Origin of the sequence: Chitinimonas sp. (assembly GCF_036568685.1) — a bacterium.
GTDB lineage: Bacteria > Pseudomonadota > Gammaproteobacteria > Burkholderiales > Chitinimonadaceae > Chitinimonas.
In genome coordinates this window covers 12,343-27,248 of sequence record NZ_DATCSC010000051.1, presented here as the reverse complement: position 1 = coordinate 27,248, position 14,906 = coordinate 12,343, and the positions used below count along the sequence as shown (strand labels likewise).

The 14,906-nt window shown below is 59.9% G+C and carries 13 protein-coding genes and 2 tRNA genes; 14 read left to right on the top strand and 1 reads right to left on the bottom strand.

Annotation, left to right across the window (positions count from 1 at the left end; genetic code table 11):
• Nucleotides 1-14: 14 nt before the first annotated feature.
• The 12 genes from VIM95_RS08405 (at nt 15) to VIM95_RS08350 (ending at nt 12,075) form a co-directional block, all read left to right on the top strand.
• Nucleotides 15-108, top strand: a tRNA-Ser gene (locus VIM95_RS08405).
• A gap of 25 nt (nt 109-133) precedes the next feature.
• Nucleotides 134-210 (top strand) — tRNA-Arg (locus tag VIM95_RS08400).
• Between the two features lie 323 nt (nt 211-533).
• Nucleotides 534-1,196, top strand: coding sequence for a hypothetical protein (locus VIM95_RS08395; protein ID WP_331984589.1), 663 nt, complete (start codon nt 534-536; stop codon nt 1,194-1,196).
• 110 nt (nt 1,197-1,306) lie between these two features.
• A complete protein-coding gene (locus VIM95_RS08390) occupies nt 1,307-2,206 on the top strand; it encodes a MotA/TolQ/ExbB proton channel family protein (protein WP_331984588.1) in 900 nt (299 codons plus the stop codon).
• A 9-nt stretch (nt 2,207-2,215) separates the two neighbouring features.
• On the top strand, nt 2,216-2,638 hold the full coding sequence (locus VIM95_RS08385; protein ID WP_331984587.1) for a biopolymer transporter ExbD: 423 nt from the start codon (nt 2,216-2,218) through the stop codon (nt 2,636-2,638).
• A 29-nt stretch (nt 2,639-2,667) separates the two neighbouring features.
• Entirely contained in the window at nt 2,668-3,096 is a 429-nt protein-coding gene (locus VIM95_RS08380; RefSeq protein ID WP_331984586.1) for a biopolymer transporter ExbD, read from the top strand.
• Between the two features lie 79 nt (nt 3,097-3,175).
• Nucleotides 3,176-4,423, top strand: coding sequence for a tetratricopeptide repeat protein (locus VIM95_RS08375; protein WP_331984585.1), 1,248 nt, complete (start codon nt 3,176-3,178; stop codon nt 4,421-4,423).
• Nucleotides 4,424-4,633: 210 nt separating this feature from the next.
• On the top strand, nt 4,634-6,373 hold the full coding sequence (locus VIM95_RS08370) for an ABC transporter substrate-binding protein (protein ID WP_331984584.1): 1,740 nt from the start codon (nt 4,634-4,636) through the stop codon (nt 6,371-6,373).
• A gap of 30 nt (nt 6,374-6,403) precedes the next feature.
• Nucleotides 6,404-8,395 carry a M3 family metallopeptidase gene (locus tag VIM95_RS08365; protein WP_331984583.1) on the top strand — a complete coding sequence of 664 codons (1,992 nt, stop codon included), beginning with the start codon at nt 6,404-6,406 and terminating at the stop codon, nt 8,393-8,395.
• The gene (locus tag VIM95_RS08360; RefSeq protein ID WP_331984582.1) at nt 8,392-9,333 is read left to right on the top strand and encodes an ABC transporter permease; all 942 of its coding nucleotides are present in this window, start codon (nt 8,392-8,394) and stop codon (nt 9,331-9,333) included. Before VIM95_RS08365 ends, VIM95_RS08360 begins: the two co-directional genes overlap by 4 nt.
• A 15-nt stretch (nt 9,334-9,348) precedes the next feature.
• Complete coding sequence (locus tag VIM95_RS08355; protein WP_331984581.1) at nt 9,349-10,377, top strand: ABC transporter permease; 1,029 nt, start codon at nt 9,349-9,351, stop codon at nt 10,375-10,377.
• A gap of 12 nt (nt 10,378-10,389) precedes the next feature.
• Nucleotides 10,390-12,075, top strand: coding sequence for a dipeptide ABC transporter ATP-binding protein (locus VIM95_RS08350; protein WP_331984580.1), 1,686 nt, complete (start codon nt 10,390-10,392; stop codon nt 12,073-12,075).
• Between the two features lie 102 nt (nt 12,076-12,177).
• Here the strand turns inward: VIM95_RS08350 and VIM95_RS08345 are convergent, their stop codons facing one another.
• Nucleotides 12,178-12,714, bottom strand: coding sequence for a phasin family protein (locus tag VIM95_RS08345; RefSeq protein WP_331984579.1), 537 nt, complete (start codon nt 12,712-12,714; stop codon nt 12,178-12,180).
• Between the two features lie 185 nt (nt 12,715-12,899).
• Between VIM95_RS08345 and phaR the strand changes: the two genes are divergently transcribed.
• Complete coding sequence (gene phaR / locus VIM95_RS08340; RefSeq protein ID WP_331984578.1) at nt 12,900-13,460, top strand: polyhydroxyalkanoate synthesis repressor PhaR; 561 nt, start codon at nt 12,900-12,902, stop codon at nt 13,458-13,460.
• A gap of 79 nt (nt 13,461-13,539) precedes the next feature.
• Nucleotides 13,540-14,856 carry a 30S ribosomal protein S12 methylthiotransferase RimO gene (gene rimO / locus VIM95_RS08335; protein ID WP_331984577.1) on the top strand — a complete coding sequence of 439 codons (1,317 nt, stop codon included), beginning with the start codon at nt 13,540-13,542 and terminating at the stop codon, nt 14,854-14,856.
• Nucleotides 14,857-14,906 lie beyond the last annotated feature (50 nt).

The following is a 14,906-nucleotide window of genomic DNA, read 5'->3' as shown; positions in this document are numbered from 1 at the left end:
GCACCTCTTGAGACGGAGAAGTGGCCGAGTGGTCGAAGGCACTCCCCTGCTAAGGGAGCATACGGGCATAAACCTGTATCGAGGGTTCGAATCCCTCCTTCTCCGCCAATCAAGATATTTAGTGGTTTGCAGCGCGCCCGTAGCTCAGCTGGATAGAGTACTTGGCTACGAACCAAGGGGTCAGGAGTTCGAATCTCTTCGGGCGCGCCAACATACCAACGACAAAGGCCACGCAAGTGGCCTTTGTCGCAAAAAGACAACAAAAAATCCAACGATCTGTCTTGAGTGGTATGAGCATGTCTTTTAGTGGTATTGTCCCATCTTAAGTGTTGTTTTGCGGGCGGTCGCCGATCTCAATTGGTTGATGCTGGGCACCGTTAGCGCTAGACTCGAAAGTTAAGTCTGCGCTAATTAAGATGTACCGCATCGCTTGGCGTCATGATCATTTGGGATGGCAAGTTCAGCGTAATCCGCTTTGCTTGTTGACGTTGCTTAATCCTGCCTTACGGCGTGGCGGGTATAGAGGGTAAAACATGGATTTTGCGCAGCAGCAGAGGAATCCTGCGAAGCATTTGGTCGGCTTTGGCTTCGTCATCCTTTTGCACGCATTATTGGTCTACGCCTTGATGAACGGTTTGGGTCACAAGGTGATGCAGATCATTCAGAAACCGCTTGAGACCAAGATCATTGAGGAAGTCACACCTCCTCCTCCACCGGATCTTCCGCCTCCTCCTCCCCCGGAGATGAAGGCACCGCCTCCTCCTCCGTCCTTTGTTGCACCCCCAGAGGTTCAAGTTCAGGCACCACCTCCGCCCAACGCCATTCAGGCCGCGACGACGGTGAAGCCGGCAGAGACCACTTTCGCACCAGCTCCGCCCCCGGTTCAGTCCGCACCGCCCGCTCCCCCGGCTCCGCCGAGCGTGAAGGGTCTGTGCTCCAACGTGTCTGAAGTTGGCCAGGCGATGCAGGACAAGTGGGTTGTACTGGCAGCAAAGGAAGAGATCACCAAGGCAGATGCGACTGTTGAAGTCGTGATCGGCCCGGGCGGTGAGATCAAGAGTGCACGTGTAGTTAAGTCGAGCAACCCCAAGGTCAACTCGCTGGCCATCAGCGCTGTGAAGCGTCTGAGCTGCCGCGGTCAAGGCCAGGATGTGACCACTTACTACCCGGCAGTGTTTACTCTGGTAGACGAGTAATTTTTGGCGTGCAATCCGACGGCTTTTCTAATATGCGTCGGTGGGTTGCGATGTTAAATCTGGAAGTTTCGGCTCTGCCGATCAATCTAAGCTAAGGAACTGGAAGCATCATGTCTGTAGCCAACCGTTTGTCCGCTCTCTTCGCGGCCGCTGCCATTGTTGCTGCCCCGGCAGCAGCTCTCTTCGTATCCCAGGCTGCTTACGCAGATGACGCTCCGGCTGCTACCGCACCGGCTGCCGCCGCTGACGCTGCCGCCCCCGCTGCTCCGGCTGCTGACGCAGCTGCTGCACCGGCCGCTCCGGCTGCCGCTGCCCCCGCCGCCGGCGACGACAAGGTCGTCGTGGACAACCCTTACGGCCTGGGCGCCCTGTGGGGCCAAGGTGACTTCGTCGCCAAGAGCACCCTCGTGATCATGATCATCATGTCCATGGGCACCTGGTACATCATGTTCACCAAGCTGTACGAGCAATTCAAACTGATGCGCCAAGCCAAGCTGGCTCGTGAAACCTTCTGGAGCGCTGGTTCCGTGAAGGCTGGCGTCAGCACCCTGGACGAAGGTTCGGCTTTCCGCTTCATCGCTGAAAGCGGCGTGAACGCCAACGAACACCACGAAGGTGCTCTGCTGGATCAAATCGACCGTAACACCTGGGTGACCATGTCCATCCAACGTTCGATCGAAAACGTTCAGAACCGCCTGCAAGACGGCCTGGCCTTCCTGGCTACCGTGGGTTCGACCGCTCCGTTTATCGGTCTGTTCGGTACCGTTTGGGGTATTTACCACGCGCTGGTTGCAATCGGCATGTCCGGTCAGGCTTCCATCGACAAGGTTGCCGGCCCCGTGGGTGAATCGCTGATCATGACCGCCATCGGTCTGGCAGTGGCCGTTCCCGCCGTGCTGGGTTACAACTGGCTGGTTCGTCGCAACAAGACCGGCATGGAGCAAGTGCGTGCCTTCGGTGCCGACCTGCACAACGTGCTGATGAGCAATCAGTCGTCCAAGCGAGGCTAAGCCATGGGAATGAACGTCGGAAATGAATCCGGCGGCGATGACGAGGTGGTATCGGCAATCAATACCACCCCGCTCGTGGACGTCATGCTGGTGTTGCTGATCATCTTCCTGATCACCATCCCGGTTGCGACGCACACCGTCCCGGTGAAATTGCCCAATGAAACGATCAAGGCGAACGAAACCAAGCCGGAAAACATCAATATCTCGGTCAACAAGGATGGCGATGTATTCTGGAACCAGGTTCTGATCCCGGACAACAACACCCTGGTGAGCAAGCTCAAGGAAGAGTCGGTGAAGACCCCTCAGCCTGAAGTGCAGATCCGTGGTGACCAGGGTGCACGCTACGAGTTTGTTGGTCGTGTCATTGTTGCCTGCCAACGTGCAGGTATCGTGAAGGTCGGCTTCATTACCGAGCCGCCCCCGCGTGGCTAAGTAAGCAGCCTATTAACGAGGGATAAGCCATGGGCATGAATGTAGGCTCTGGTAACAGCTCCGGCGATCCGGAAGTTATGGCCGAGATGAACACCACGCCGTTGATCGACGTGATGCTGGTGTTGTTGATCATGCTGATCATCACCATCCCGGTGCAGTTGCATGCTGTGAAGCTCGATATGCCGGCCGGCAATCCGCCGCCGACCACTACCGAGCCGATCGTGCATCGTGTCGATATCGACTTTGATGGCACCATCTTCTTGGACGGTGAAACAGTGCCCAGCCATGCGGCACTCGAAGCCAAGTTCCGTGAATATGCTGCCATCCCTGACCAGCCGGAAGTCCATCTCCGCCCCAACAAACTTGTCCCGTACAAGGATGTTGCTGCAGTGATGGCAGCGGCCCAGCGTCTTGGCGTGACCAAGATCGGTATGGTCGGTAACGAACAGTTTATGTAATACCTACTAGGCGGCGACGGCATCGTTCAGCGGTGCCGTCGCGCTTTGTTTTTTCACGCAACGAAAAGTCGGAACAACGATGCGCACACGTCCTCTCTCCGCCGGCCTGCTGCTCTGGGCTGCACTCGGTTTCCCTGTCCTCACCTCCGTCGCCACCAGCCCTGCCGCCGTCATGGCAGAGTCCGACACGGTGCGTCCTGAAGTAGGCAAACCCCTGCAAGCTGCCAGCGGCCTGCTCAAGAGCGGCAAGTACAAGGAAGCCCTCGCCAAGATCCACGAGGCTGAAGGCGCATCGAACAAGAGTACCTACGAAAATTTCGTCATCGACCGGATGCGCGGCTTTGCTGCAGCAGGTGCCGGCGATGCACAGACCGCGGCCAAATCGCTTGAAGCCGCAATGAACTCGGGCAAGATGTCCGGTGCCGAGAAGCTCAGCGCCATGGAAGCCCTGGTCAGCGCCTTCTACCGCGCCAAGGACTACAACAGCACCGCCAACTGGGCTAACCGCTATGCCAAGGAAGGCGGTACCAACCCGCAAATCACCGGCCTGATCCCGCAGCTGCGCTATATGAGCGGCGACTACGCGGCGACCGCCAAAGAACTGCAAGCCCAGGTCAATGCCGATGAAAAGGCCGGCCGTACGCCCGCCAAGGACAAGCTGCAGTTGCTGGCCAACTGCTACCTCAAGATCAACAACACCGACGGTTACGTCGCCGCGCTGGAAAAGCTGGTTGCGCACTACCCGGACAAGTCGGTATGGACTGACATCATCAGCCGTATCCAGCGTAAGACCGGCTTTTCCGATCGCCTGGCGCTCGATGTCTACCGCCTCAAGCTCGCTACCGGCAACCTGACCACGGCCGACGGCTATATGGAAATGGCCCAGCTTGCTCTGCAGGAAGGTTTCAACGCCGAAGGCAAGAAGATTGTCGACCAGGCCTTCAGCAACAATATCTTCGGCGCCGGCAAGGAAGCCGAACGTCAGAAGCGTCTGCGTGATCTCGCCAACAAACGTCTCGCCGACGAGCAGCAGACCCTGGCCAAGGCCGAGCAGGAAGCCTCTGCCGCTGCTGACGGCTCGCAACTGGTCAGCCTGGGCATGAATTACGTCGGAGCCGGCCAGGCCGCCAAGGGTATCGCCCTGATGGAGAAGGGCATCGCCAAGGATAGCCTGAAGCGCCCTGACGACGCCAAGCTGCGTCTCGGTATCGCTTACCAACTCGCAGGCCAGAAGGCCAAGGCAATTGCTACGCTCAAGACCGTGAAGGGCACCGACGGCACCGCCGATCTGGCCCGCCTCTGGACCTACTACGCGCAGCAACACTGATCGAGCCAAGCAGGGCAGGGTGGTGCAAGCCATTCCTGCCCTTATTCCATGTGTGATCAGCCGGGGAGCGTTGCGGTGTCTCGCTCGCCCGCCCATTCTCACCAGTCGTATTCCATAGCGATCTTCAAGACCATGAAACTTGCCACGTTCGCAGGGTTGGCCTGCCTCGTTGCCGGCCTTGCTTCACCTGCCGCGGCCCAGTCGGCAGACATGAACAAGGTTCTGCGCTACTACTTCCGGGCACCGGAAGCGGGTTTTGACCCGGCGAAGTACACCGACCACTACTCCAACAACGTCAACTTCACTATCTTCGAAGCGCTCTACGAATACGACTACCTGGCCCGGCCGATGAAGCTGGTACCCAAGGTGGCCGAAGCGCTGCCGCAGATGAGTGCCGACGGCAAGCAATACACCGTGCGCCTGAAGAAGGGCATCTACTTTTCGGACGACCCGGCCTTTGGCGGCAAGAAGCGCGAGCTGACCGCCCAGGACTTCGTCTACTGTCTGCAGCGCATCGTCGACCCGGCCAACCGTGGTGCCCCCTGGGACTTCATTCTCAAGGGCAAGCTGATTGGTCTGGACGAAAAAATCGAAGCCGCCAACAAGAAGGGTGGCAAGTTCGACTATGACAAGCCTTTCGAAGGTATCAAGGCACTGGACCGCTACACCCTGCAGTTCAACCTCAAGCGGCCTGACTTCCTGATCCCGCAAATCCTGGCGATGCCGGCTACCAGCGGCATGGCCCGCGAGGTTATCGAGAAGTACGGCGAAGACGTGGACGCCCACCCGGTCGGTACCGGCGCTTACCAGCTGCGTACCTGGGAGCGGCGTAACCGCATCGTACTGGAAGCCAACCCGAACTACCGCGGCTACCGCTATGAGCCGGTCGCAGGTGGCCAGAACATCGATCCTGCGATGGTCAAGGCGCTCCAGGGCAAGACCTTTCCGCAGGCCGGTGTGATCGATATCCGCATCATCGAATCGCCGCAGTCCGCCTGGCTGGCTTTTGATGACGGCGGCCTCGACATCATGGCCGAACTGGGCTCCAACCTTGCCAATACCGTAGCCCCGGGCGGCACGTTGGCCCCCAAGTACCAGAAGCTTCATTGGCAACACTTCCGCGAGCTGTCGCAGTCGGTGCAGTGGAAGATGTTCAATATGGAAGACCCGATGGTCGGGGGCTACAAGCCCGAGCAGGTTGCCCTGCGCCGCGCCTTCTCGCTGGCTTTCAACAGCGCCTGGAACAACTGGATCGTGCAGATGGGTGCCGTGGAGCAATCTCACTCGCCTATCGGCCCCAACGTGACCGGCTTCGATCCCAAGTTCCGCAATGCCTTGCTGCGCTACGACCCTGCGCGCGCCAACGCCATGCTGGATGTGTTCGGTTACAAGGACTGCGATGGCGACGGCTACCGTGAGGCACCTGGCTGCAAGCCGCTCAAGATCACTTACCTGACCTCGATCGGCAAGGATACCCGCGACGACGAAGAGCACGTGCTGGCAACCTGGAACCGCATCAAGATCAAGAGCGATGTGAAGAAAGTGCAATTCCCCGACTTGGTCAACGCCCGCCAGAACGGCAAATACCAGATGGCCTACGGCGCCTGGAATGCCGACTACCCGGATGCCGAGAACTTCATGCAGCTCCTGTACGGCCCGAACTCGGGTCCGGCCAATGAGTCGCGTTTCCGCAATGCGGAGTTCGACAAGCTGTACGAGGAGATTGCCTCCTCGCCCGACTCCGAGGCCCGCAATGAGAAGCTGCGTCAGATGAGCCGCATCGTGGCCGCCTACGCCCCATGGATGCTGGAGTTCAGCAAGGTCGATACCTTCCTCTCCCAGCCGTGGGTGCAGGGCTATGTGCCGCATCCTGACCAGTTCCCGCACTTCCTGATGTGGGACATTGACATGGCACAGCGCCTGCAGCGCCTGGGCCAGCAGCCCAAGTAAACGGCCGCACCAAGACTTGTGGAGACTGTGATGAAGAAGATCAGCCTACTGATCGCCTGCCTCTGGGCGCCGCTTGCGCTGGCGGCTGAGCGTGGCGAGATCAGCCAGCTCGCGGCTGCCGACGTACCGCGTGTCTGCGATGAATCCATCGCCCGTATCAAGACTGCCGCGCACGACATCGAAGCGCTGCCGCTCAACCAGGCCAGCCCTGCCACCGTGTTGCAGCCTTGGAGTGCCAGCATAGGCACCCTGGGTGAATTCTGGTGGGGCGGCGACCTGCTGGCCAATGTGCACCCGGACGAGAAGGTGCGCCAAGCCTACGAGGCCTGTGGCCTCAAGATCTCGGCGGTAATGAATGACGTGATGCAGAGCGCGGCGTTGTACCAGCGCTTCAAGGCGGTCAAACCCGCCGACGCGATTGATGCCGAAACGCTCAAGGGTGTGCTGAACGAATTCGAGGACAAGGGTGTCAGCCTGCCGCCGCAAGGCCGCAAGGAAGCCGCCCGCCTGTTTGCCCGCCTGGACAAGCTGCAGCAGGATTTCGCCCGCAATGTGCGGGAAAACAAGCAGAAGCTGGCATTCAGCGCAAGCGACCTGGAGGGCGTGCCGGCCGAGACGCTGGCCAACTTCAAGCGCGACGACAAGGGCAACTACCTGGTCGGCTTCGACTACCCCGAATACTTGCCGGTGATGGAACATGCCGAGCGCGAAGAAGTGCGCCGCCAGCTCTATGTTGCCTACCAGAAGCGTGGTGGCAGGCAGAACATTGCCATCCTGCAGGAGGTGAGCGAGCTGCGTAAGCGCCTGGCCACCATGATGGGCTATCCCTCCTACGCAGCCTGGGCCACCCGCACCAATATGGTGGGCAAGCCTGAGGTAGTGCTCGACTTCCTCGCCAAGGTCAAGGATCAGGTTGCCAAGGTCGAAAAGCAGGAGCTGCAGGAGCTGACCGCCGAGAAGGCCACCCACACAGGTGACAGCAAGGCCAAGCTCGAGCGCTGGGATCTCTCGTTCTATGAGAGCCGGCTCAAGCACAGCCACTTCCAGCTCGATCAGGAAGCCGTCCGCGCGCAGTTCCCGACCGACGCGACCATCAACTGGATGATGGCGGTCACCAGCCGGCTTTACGGTGTGGAGTTCCGCCCCAATCCGCAGCTGCCGGTCTGGCATGCGGACGTGAAGGGTTACGACGTCTTCGACAAGGCCAGCGGCGAATACGTGTCGAGCTTCTACCTCGACCTGTTCCCGCGCGACGGCAAGTACAAGCACGCCGCCGCCTTCAGTGTCCGCCAGGTCAGCACGCTTGCCGGCACCACGCCGACCTCGTCCCTGGTCACCAATTTCAGCCGCAAGGGCTTTGACGAGGAAGAGCTGGAAACACTGTTCCACGAGTTCGGCCACATCATGCATGGCGTGCTGAGCAAGACCCGCTACACCCTCAATGCCGGCACCAACACCAAGCGCGACTTCGTCGAAGCACCCTCGCAGATGTACGAGGAATGGTCGCGCCACCCCGATGCGCTCAAGCTCTGGAATGAGGTCTGCCCCAGCTGCAAACCGATCGACATGGTGCTGATCGGCAAGATGAACGAGGCCCGCCAGTTCGGCCAAGGCACCAAGTACGCGCGGCAGTGGCTCTACGCGGCCTACGACATGGCATTGGCCGGACCGCGCCCGCAGCAGCCGCTCAAGCTCTGGCAACAGATGGAAGGTGCCACGGCGCTGGGCTATGTGAAGGGTACCGAGTTCCCCGGCGCCTTCGGCCATATCGTCGGCGGCTATGCTGCCGGCTATTACGGCTATATGTGGTCCGAAGTGCTGGCACTCGATATGCGCTCGGCCTTCGCCGGCAACTTCATGAATACCGATGTCGGTATGCGCTTCCGCAAAACCATCCTCGAGAACGGCTCACAGGTCCCCGAGATGGACCTGGTGCGCCGCTTCCTGGGTCGTGAACCCAACTCGGAAGCCTTCTTCAAGGAAATTACCGGTCAACGCAAGCTGGTCGAGGGAACCAAATGACTGCCTACCTGATCCGCCGTATCTGGCAGATGATCCCGACCATGATCGGGGTCATGCTGCTGGTGTTCTTCATCTTCAACGTGTTCGGTGCCGATCCCAGCGTGATCCTGGCTGGCAAGATTCCAAACAAGGAAAAGATCGCCGCCATCCAGGCACAGCTGGGTCTGCTCGACCCATGGTGGATGCAGCTGCTGATCTTCGCCAAGCAGGTGGTCACCTTCGACTTCGGCCGCAGCTGGAGTACCAATGAGCCGGTCTCTGCACTGTTGATGTCGCGTGCGCCCGTCACCCTGACCATCATGCTGCAGGTATGGCTGCTCGACGCCCTGATCGCCGTCAGCCTTGCCTCTTGGGTGGCTTACCGCCGTGGCTCGCTGACCGACCGCACCATCGTCACCATCTCCACCGCCGCCATGTCCATCAGCCTCTTGCTGTACGTGGTGGTCGGCCAGTATGTCATTGGCCGTGTACTGGGCTGGTTCCCGGTCAGTGGTTGGGCCATGAACGATCTGTGGACCAACCTGACGCGCTATGCGCCGCTGCCGGTGTTTCTGGTCCTGTTGGTCTCGGTCGCACCGAGCCTGCGCCTGTATCGCTCCTTTATCGTTGAGGAAGCCAATCAGGACTATGTGCGTACTGCACGTGCCAAGGGCGCGGGCGAGGGCCGGGTCATGCTGGTGCACGTGCTGCGTAACGCTGCGGTGCCCATCGTGACCAACCTGGGCCTGCAGCTGCCGGGCCTCTTGGTCGGTTCCTTCCTGATCGAAAAGATCTTCTCCATCCCGGGTGTGGGCGGCGAAATCGTGCTGGCCGTCAGCAACAACGACTTCCCGATTATCAAGGCCATCACCGTGTACACGGCCATGGTCACCATGATCGCCAACCTGCTGGTCGACGTGCTCTACAAGTGGCTCGACCCGCGCGTTGAATTCAAATAATCGAGGAAGCACGCAATGTCCCAACAAGCATCACAAAGCTTCTGGCAAGCCGCGGGCAAGCGGCTATGGCGCGACAACCTGGCCAAGTTCTGCATGGCCATCCTGGCCATCTACTTCGTGCTGGCACTGGCCTCCAAGTTTGGCCTGGTTGCCGCCGACTGGAACAAGGGCGTCGGCGTCTCCTTCGCCAATCCCAACTTCATGGCCGACGAACCGAACCCCTTCGGCAAGAACAGCCAGATGAAGCCCGAGAGCGTCCCCATGGACGACGCTACCCGCGCGGTCGACCCGCTCGCGAGCTACGAGGCCCAGATCGAGGAGGCCGCCAAGGCCTACCCGGCGGTTGAGGAAAAACGCGCCTGGTCACTGCCGCTGGGTGGCGACAAGTGGGGTCGCGATGTACTGGCCAAGGCCATCAAGGGTGGCGAGGTCTCCATTACAGTTGGCGTGCTCGCCGCATTGCTGGCCGTCACCATCGGTACCATCCTGGGTGCTATCAGCGGCTACTTCGGCCGTGTGATCGGCGACGTGCTGGAATGGTTCTACAGCATCTTCACCGCCATGCCGTACTTCCTGCTGGTGCTCGCCATTGCAGGCGCCGTAGGCACCAAGGGTATTGCCGCCGTCATCATCGTGCTCGGCCTGACCGGCTGGACCAGCGTCTACCGCCTGGTCCGTGCCGAGTACATCAAGCAGCGCGGGCGCGAATACGTGCAGGCGGCCGATGCCATCGGCGCGAGCCAGAGCCGCATGATGTTCGTGCACATTCTGCCTAACGTCTCCCACCTGATCCTGGTGCAGCTCTCGCAACTGGTGATCGACTTCATCAAGGCAGAGGTTGTGCTGTCCTTCCTGGGCTTCGGCGTGCCGCTGGATTCGATCTCCTGGGGCGTGATGATCAACGAAGTGACCGTGGAACTGGTTCTGGGCAAGTGGTGGCAATTGGCGACTGTCGCCATTGTGATGTCGACCTTCGTGGTCTGCTTCGGGCTGTTCACCGACGTACTGCGTGACGCCTTCGACCCCAAAGCCACCCGCCGCTAAGCGCCAGGACGCATGATGACTCAAAAGAACCTGCTTGAAATCAAAGACCTGCGCGTAACTTTCCGCATGGGTCAGGGCCAACGCTTCGAGGCCCTCAAGGGCGTGAACTATGTCGTGCCCGAACACGCTACCGTCGCCCTGGTGGGTGAGTCGGGTTCGGGCAAATCGGTCTCGGCCATGGCCATCATGGGCCTGTTGCCCAAGTCCAATACCGAGTTCGCCGCCGAGAGCCAGATCCTGTTCAACGGTATCGACCTGCTGAAGGAAACGGATGACCAGCGCCGCGCACGCTGTGGCCAGCAGATCTCCATGATCTTCCAGGACCCGATGACCTCGCTCAACCCGGTCTACCGGGTTGGCGAGCAGATTGTCGAAGTACTGATGCTGCACAAGAAGATCAGCAAGAAGGCGGCGCGCGAGCGCGCCATCGAACTGCTGACCGAGGTCGGCATCCCCGACCCCAGCAAGCGTATCGACAGCTACCCGCACGAAATGTCGGGCGGCCAGCAGCAGCGGGTAATGATCGCTATGGCCATCGCCTGCGAGCCCAAGCTCTTGATCGCCGATGAACCGACTACCGCGCTCGACGTGACGGTACAGAAGCAGATCATCGAGCTCTTGAAGAAGCTGCAGCGCAGCCACGGCATGAGCATTCTGTTCATCACCCATGACCTGGAGCTGGTGCGAGAAATTGCCGACCACGTGGTGGTGATGCAGCATGGCGTGATCCGCGAACAGGGTGCCTCCGAAGCGCTGTTCGAAGCGCCGCAAGATCCCTATACCCGCGCACTGCTGGCCTGCCGTCCGCATATCGACACCCGCCCACTGCGCCTGCCCGTGGTAGACGACTTCCTGCAAGGCCGCGAGAAGGATCTGCCGCAGGGCGAGCGTAGCCGTGGCGTAGGCCCGGCTGACCCCATCGTGCTGGAGGTCAAGGGCCTCAGCAAGACCTATACCGTCAAGCAGGGCCTGTTTGGCCACCGCGAGGTCCATGCGGTCAAGGATGTCAGTTTCAAGCTGGCCCGGGGCAAGACCGTAGGCATCGTGGGCGAGTCGGGCTCCGGCAAGACCACGCTGGGCAAGACCATTCTGCGCCTGCACTCCTGCCAGGGCGGGGAAGTGCTGTTCGAGGGCAAGGACCTGATGAAGCTGTCCGACAAGGACTACAAGCCCTACAAGAAGCGGCTCAACATCATCTTCCAGAACCCCTACGCCAGCCTGAATCCGCGCTTTACCGTTGGCGACATCCTGATGGAACCAATGCGGGTACACGGCATTTTCGACAGCGACAAGGACCGGGCCGACCACGCCCGCGAACTGCTCAAGCGGGTCTCCATGCCCGATGGCGCTTTCTTCAAGTACCCGCATGAGTTCTCCGGCGGGCAACGGCAGCGGATCAGCATCGCGCGCTGCCTGACCATGAAGCCGGAAATCATCGTCTGCGACGAGTCGGTTTCCGCGCTCGACGTCTCGGTCCAGGCCCAAGTGCTCAACCTGCTGCAGGAACTGCAAGAGGAGTACGGGATGAGCTATCTGTTCATCTCGCACGACCTGAGCGTGGTGAAGTACATCTCGGACGAGGTGCTGGTGATGAACCAGGGGCAGATGGTCGAATACGCCAACTCGGACCAGCTTTACCGCGACCCGCAGCACCCCTACACACAGAAGCTGCTGGCGGCGATTCCTGGCCGCGGTTGATCTGTCGGGCTTGCCAGCTGGCGAGCCGCAAAAAGTCTTCGGCCCGGTCACCGCTCTGCGGTGCCGGGCCGAAGACTTTTGAGGGCATGCTGACGGTCTGGCCTATTTGCGTTTGGTAGTCTTGACCGACTCAGTCGTCGCCGTGGTGGCGGCTTTGAGGCTGGCATCCGCAAATTCCGCCACTTGGCGGGCCGCCTTGTTAAGGCTATCGAAGGCAGCCTGGCTTGCACTGATGCTGGATTTGAACGCCGAGCTCAACGCATCGGATCCTGCAGGCCCTGCCTTGCCGAACTTGTCAAAACCTTCGAGCAGGCTCTGCTGCAAGGCACCAGCCCGCGCTTCGCCCAGCTTGGCCAGCTCGGCCTGGGCCTGGGCCGCCAATTCGTAGATATTGCGCGACAGGCCCAACATCGACCCCATGGTCTGCTCCGCCAGTTCGGCGCGGACGGCCAGAGCTGCTTGCGGGTCCTTGATGTCGGCAAACTTGGCGGCCGTTTCGGCCGATTCGTCGAGTGCCTCCTTGGCGGCATCGAGCTGCAACTGCAACAATTTCTCTGCGCTGTCGATGCTGATACGCGCCACCTGCAGAGCCAGGTCCAGTTGCTGCTGGGCCAACTCGGAATAGGGGGTCTGGCTCATGGTTCGCTCCTCACATTGGGGTATGGATGCCGTATGCAGTGGCTTGCGTTATAGTTATGCTGCTTCGCACAACAGAATTCATTCTAGGAATTGGGTTTTGGGCCGTCAAGAAGGCCATGCTGCACTGCAGCAGTGCTGATCTTTCTTGCTAAGTCATTGATTCACAGAAAAACACGGAGACAAACTTGGCTGATAACGAAAAGCGCATCATCAAGAAATACCCGAACCGCCGGCTGTACGATACGGCCACGAGCTGCTACATCACGCTCGATGACGTGAAGCAGCTGGTACTCGAGAACGTCGAAATCACCGTCGAAGATGCCAAGACGCACGAAGACATCACCCGTAGCGTGCTGTTGCAGATCATCCTCGAAGAGGAGAGCGGTGGGGCACCGATGTTCACCTATGATGTGCTGACCCAGATCATCCGCTTCTACGGCCATGCCATGCAGGGCCTGATGGGCAACTACCTGGAAAAGAACCTGCAACTCTTCAACCAGATGCAGCAACGCCTGCAGGACCAATCCAAGTCGCTTTATGGCCAGGGGGAGAACCCGCTCGGTACCAATGCCAATCTATGGGGCGACTTCATGAAGTTCCAGGCACCAGCCATGCAGAACATGATGACCAGCTACCTCGAACAGAGCACCAATATGTTCGTCGAGATGCAGCAGCAACTGCAGGATAGGACCAAGAATATGTGGACCGGCTTCGGCTTCCCTCCCGGAGGCAGCGACAAGAAGTAGTCTGCTGTTTTAAAATGCGTTTATTCAAGCGGGCGTGTCGCGTGACACGCCCGTTCTGCTTTTGTATTGAGGATACGCCATGCACGCCCCCAAAGTCGGATTCGTCAGCCTCGGATGCCCCAAGGCCCTGGTCGATTCGGAACAGATACTGACCCAGCTGCGCGCCGAGGGTTACGCCATTTCGCCAAGCTATGAAGACGCCGACTTGGTCGTGGTCAACACCTGCGGCTTTATCGATAGCGCAGTCGCCGAGTCGCTGGATGCGATCGGCGAAGCACTCAATGAGAACGGTAAGGTCATCGTGACCGGCTGCCTGGGCGCCAAGGACGGTGGCAACCAGATCCGTGACGTCCACCCCTCGGTACTGGCCGTCACCGGTCCGCACGCCACCCAGGAAGTGATGGCGGCGGTGCACGAGCACCTGCCCAAGCCCCACGACCCTTTTATCGACCTGGTACCGCCGCAGGGCGTCAAGCTGACACCCAAGCACTACGCCTATCTGAAGATCTCTGAAGGCTGCAACCACCGCTGCTCTTTCTGCATCATCCCCTCCATGCGTGGTGATCTCGATTCCCGCCCCATTCATGAGGTACTGAGAGAGGCAGAGAACCTGGCCAAGGCTGGTGTGAAGGAACTTTTGGTGATCTCGCAAGACACCAGCGCCTACGGGGTCGATGTGAAATACAAGACCGGCTTCCATAACGGCCGCCCGGTCAAGACCCGCATGACCGAACTGGTGCGCGAGCTGGGCGACATGGGCATCTGGGTGCGGCTGCACTATGTCTATCCGTACCCGCACGTCGACGAGGTGATCGAGCTCATGGCCGCCGGCAAGGTGCTGCCTTATCTCGATATCCCGTTCCAGCACGCCAGCCACTCGGTGCTGAAGGCCATGAAGCGCCCGGCCAATGCCGAGAATGTGCTCAAGCGGCTGGAAGCCTGGCGCGCCATCTGTCCGGACATCGCCATCCGCTCGACCTTCATCACCGGCTTCCCCGGCGAGACCGAGGCCGATTTCGAACAGCTGCTGGACTTTATCGAAGTCGCCCAGCTCGACCGCGTGGGCTGCTTTACCTACTCCCCGGTCGAAGGTGCCACCGCCAACGACCTGCCCAACCACGTTTCGCCGGAAGTGGCCGAAGAGCGCAAGACGCGCTTTATGGAAAAGCAGGCGGCCATCAGTGCTGCCAAGCTGCAGGCCAAGATTGGTCGCAAGCTGACCGTATTGGTCGACGAGATCGACGAGCAGGGCATCGTGGCACGTAGTTATGCCGATGCACCGGAGATCGACGGCCTCGTCTACGTCGAGCAGGAGGCGGGCGTGAAGGTCGGAGACTTCCTCGAAGTTGAAGTGACCGATGCTGACGAATATGACTTGTGGGCGACACGAGTGTAAGCTTTTGCTAATACCACCCCGTTGTCGCTGATAGGAATGTTCCAAGCGCC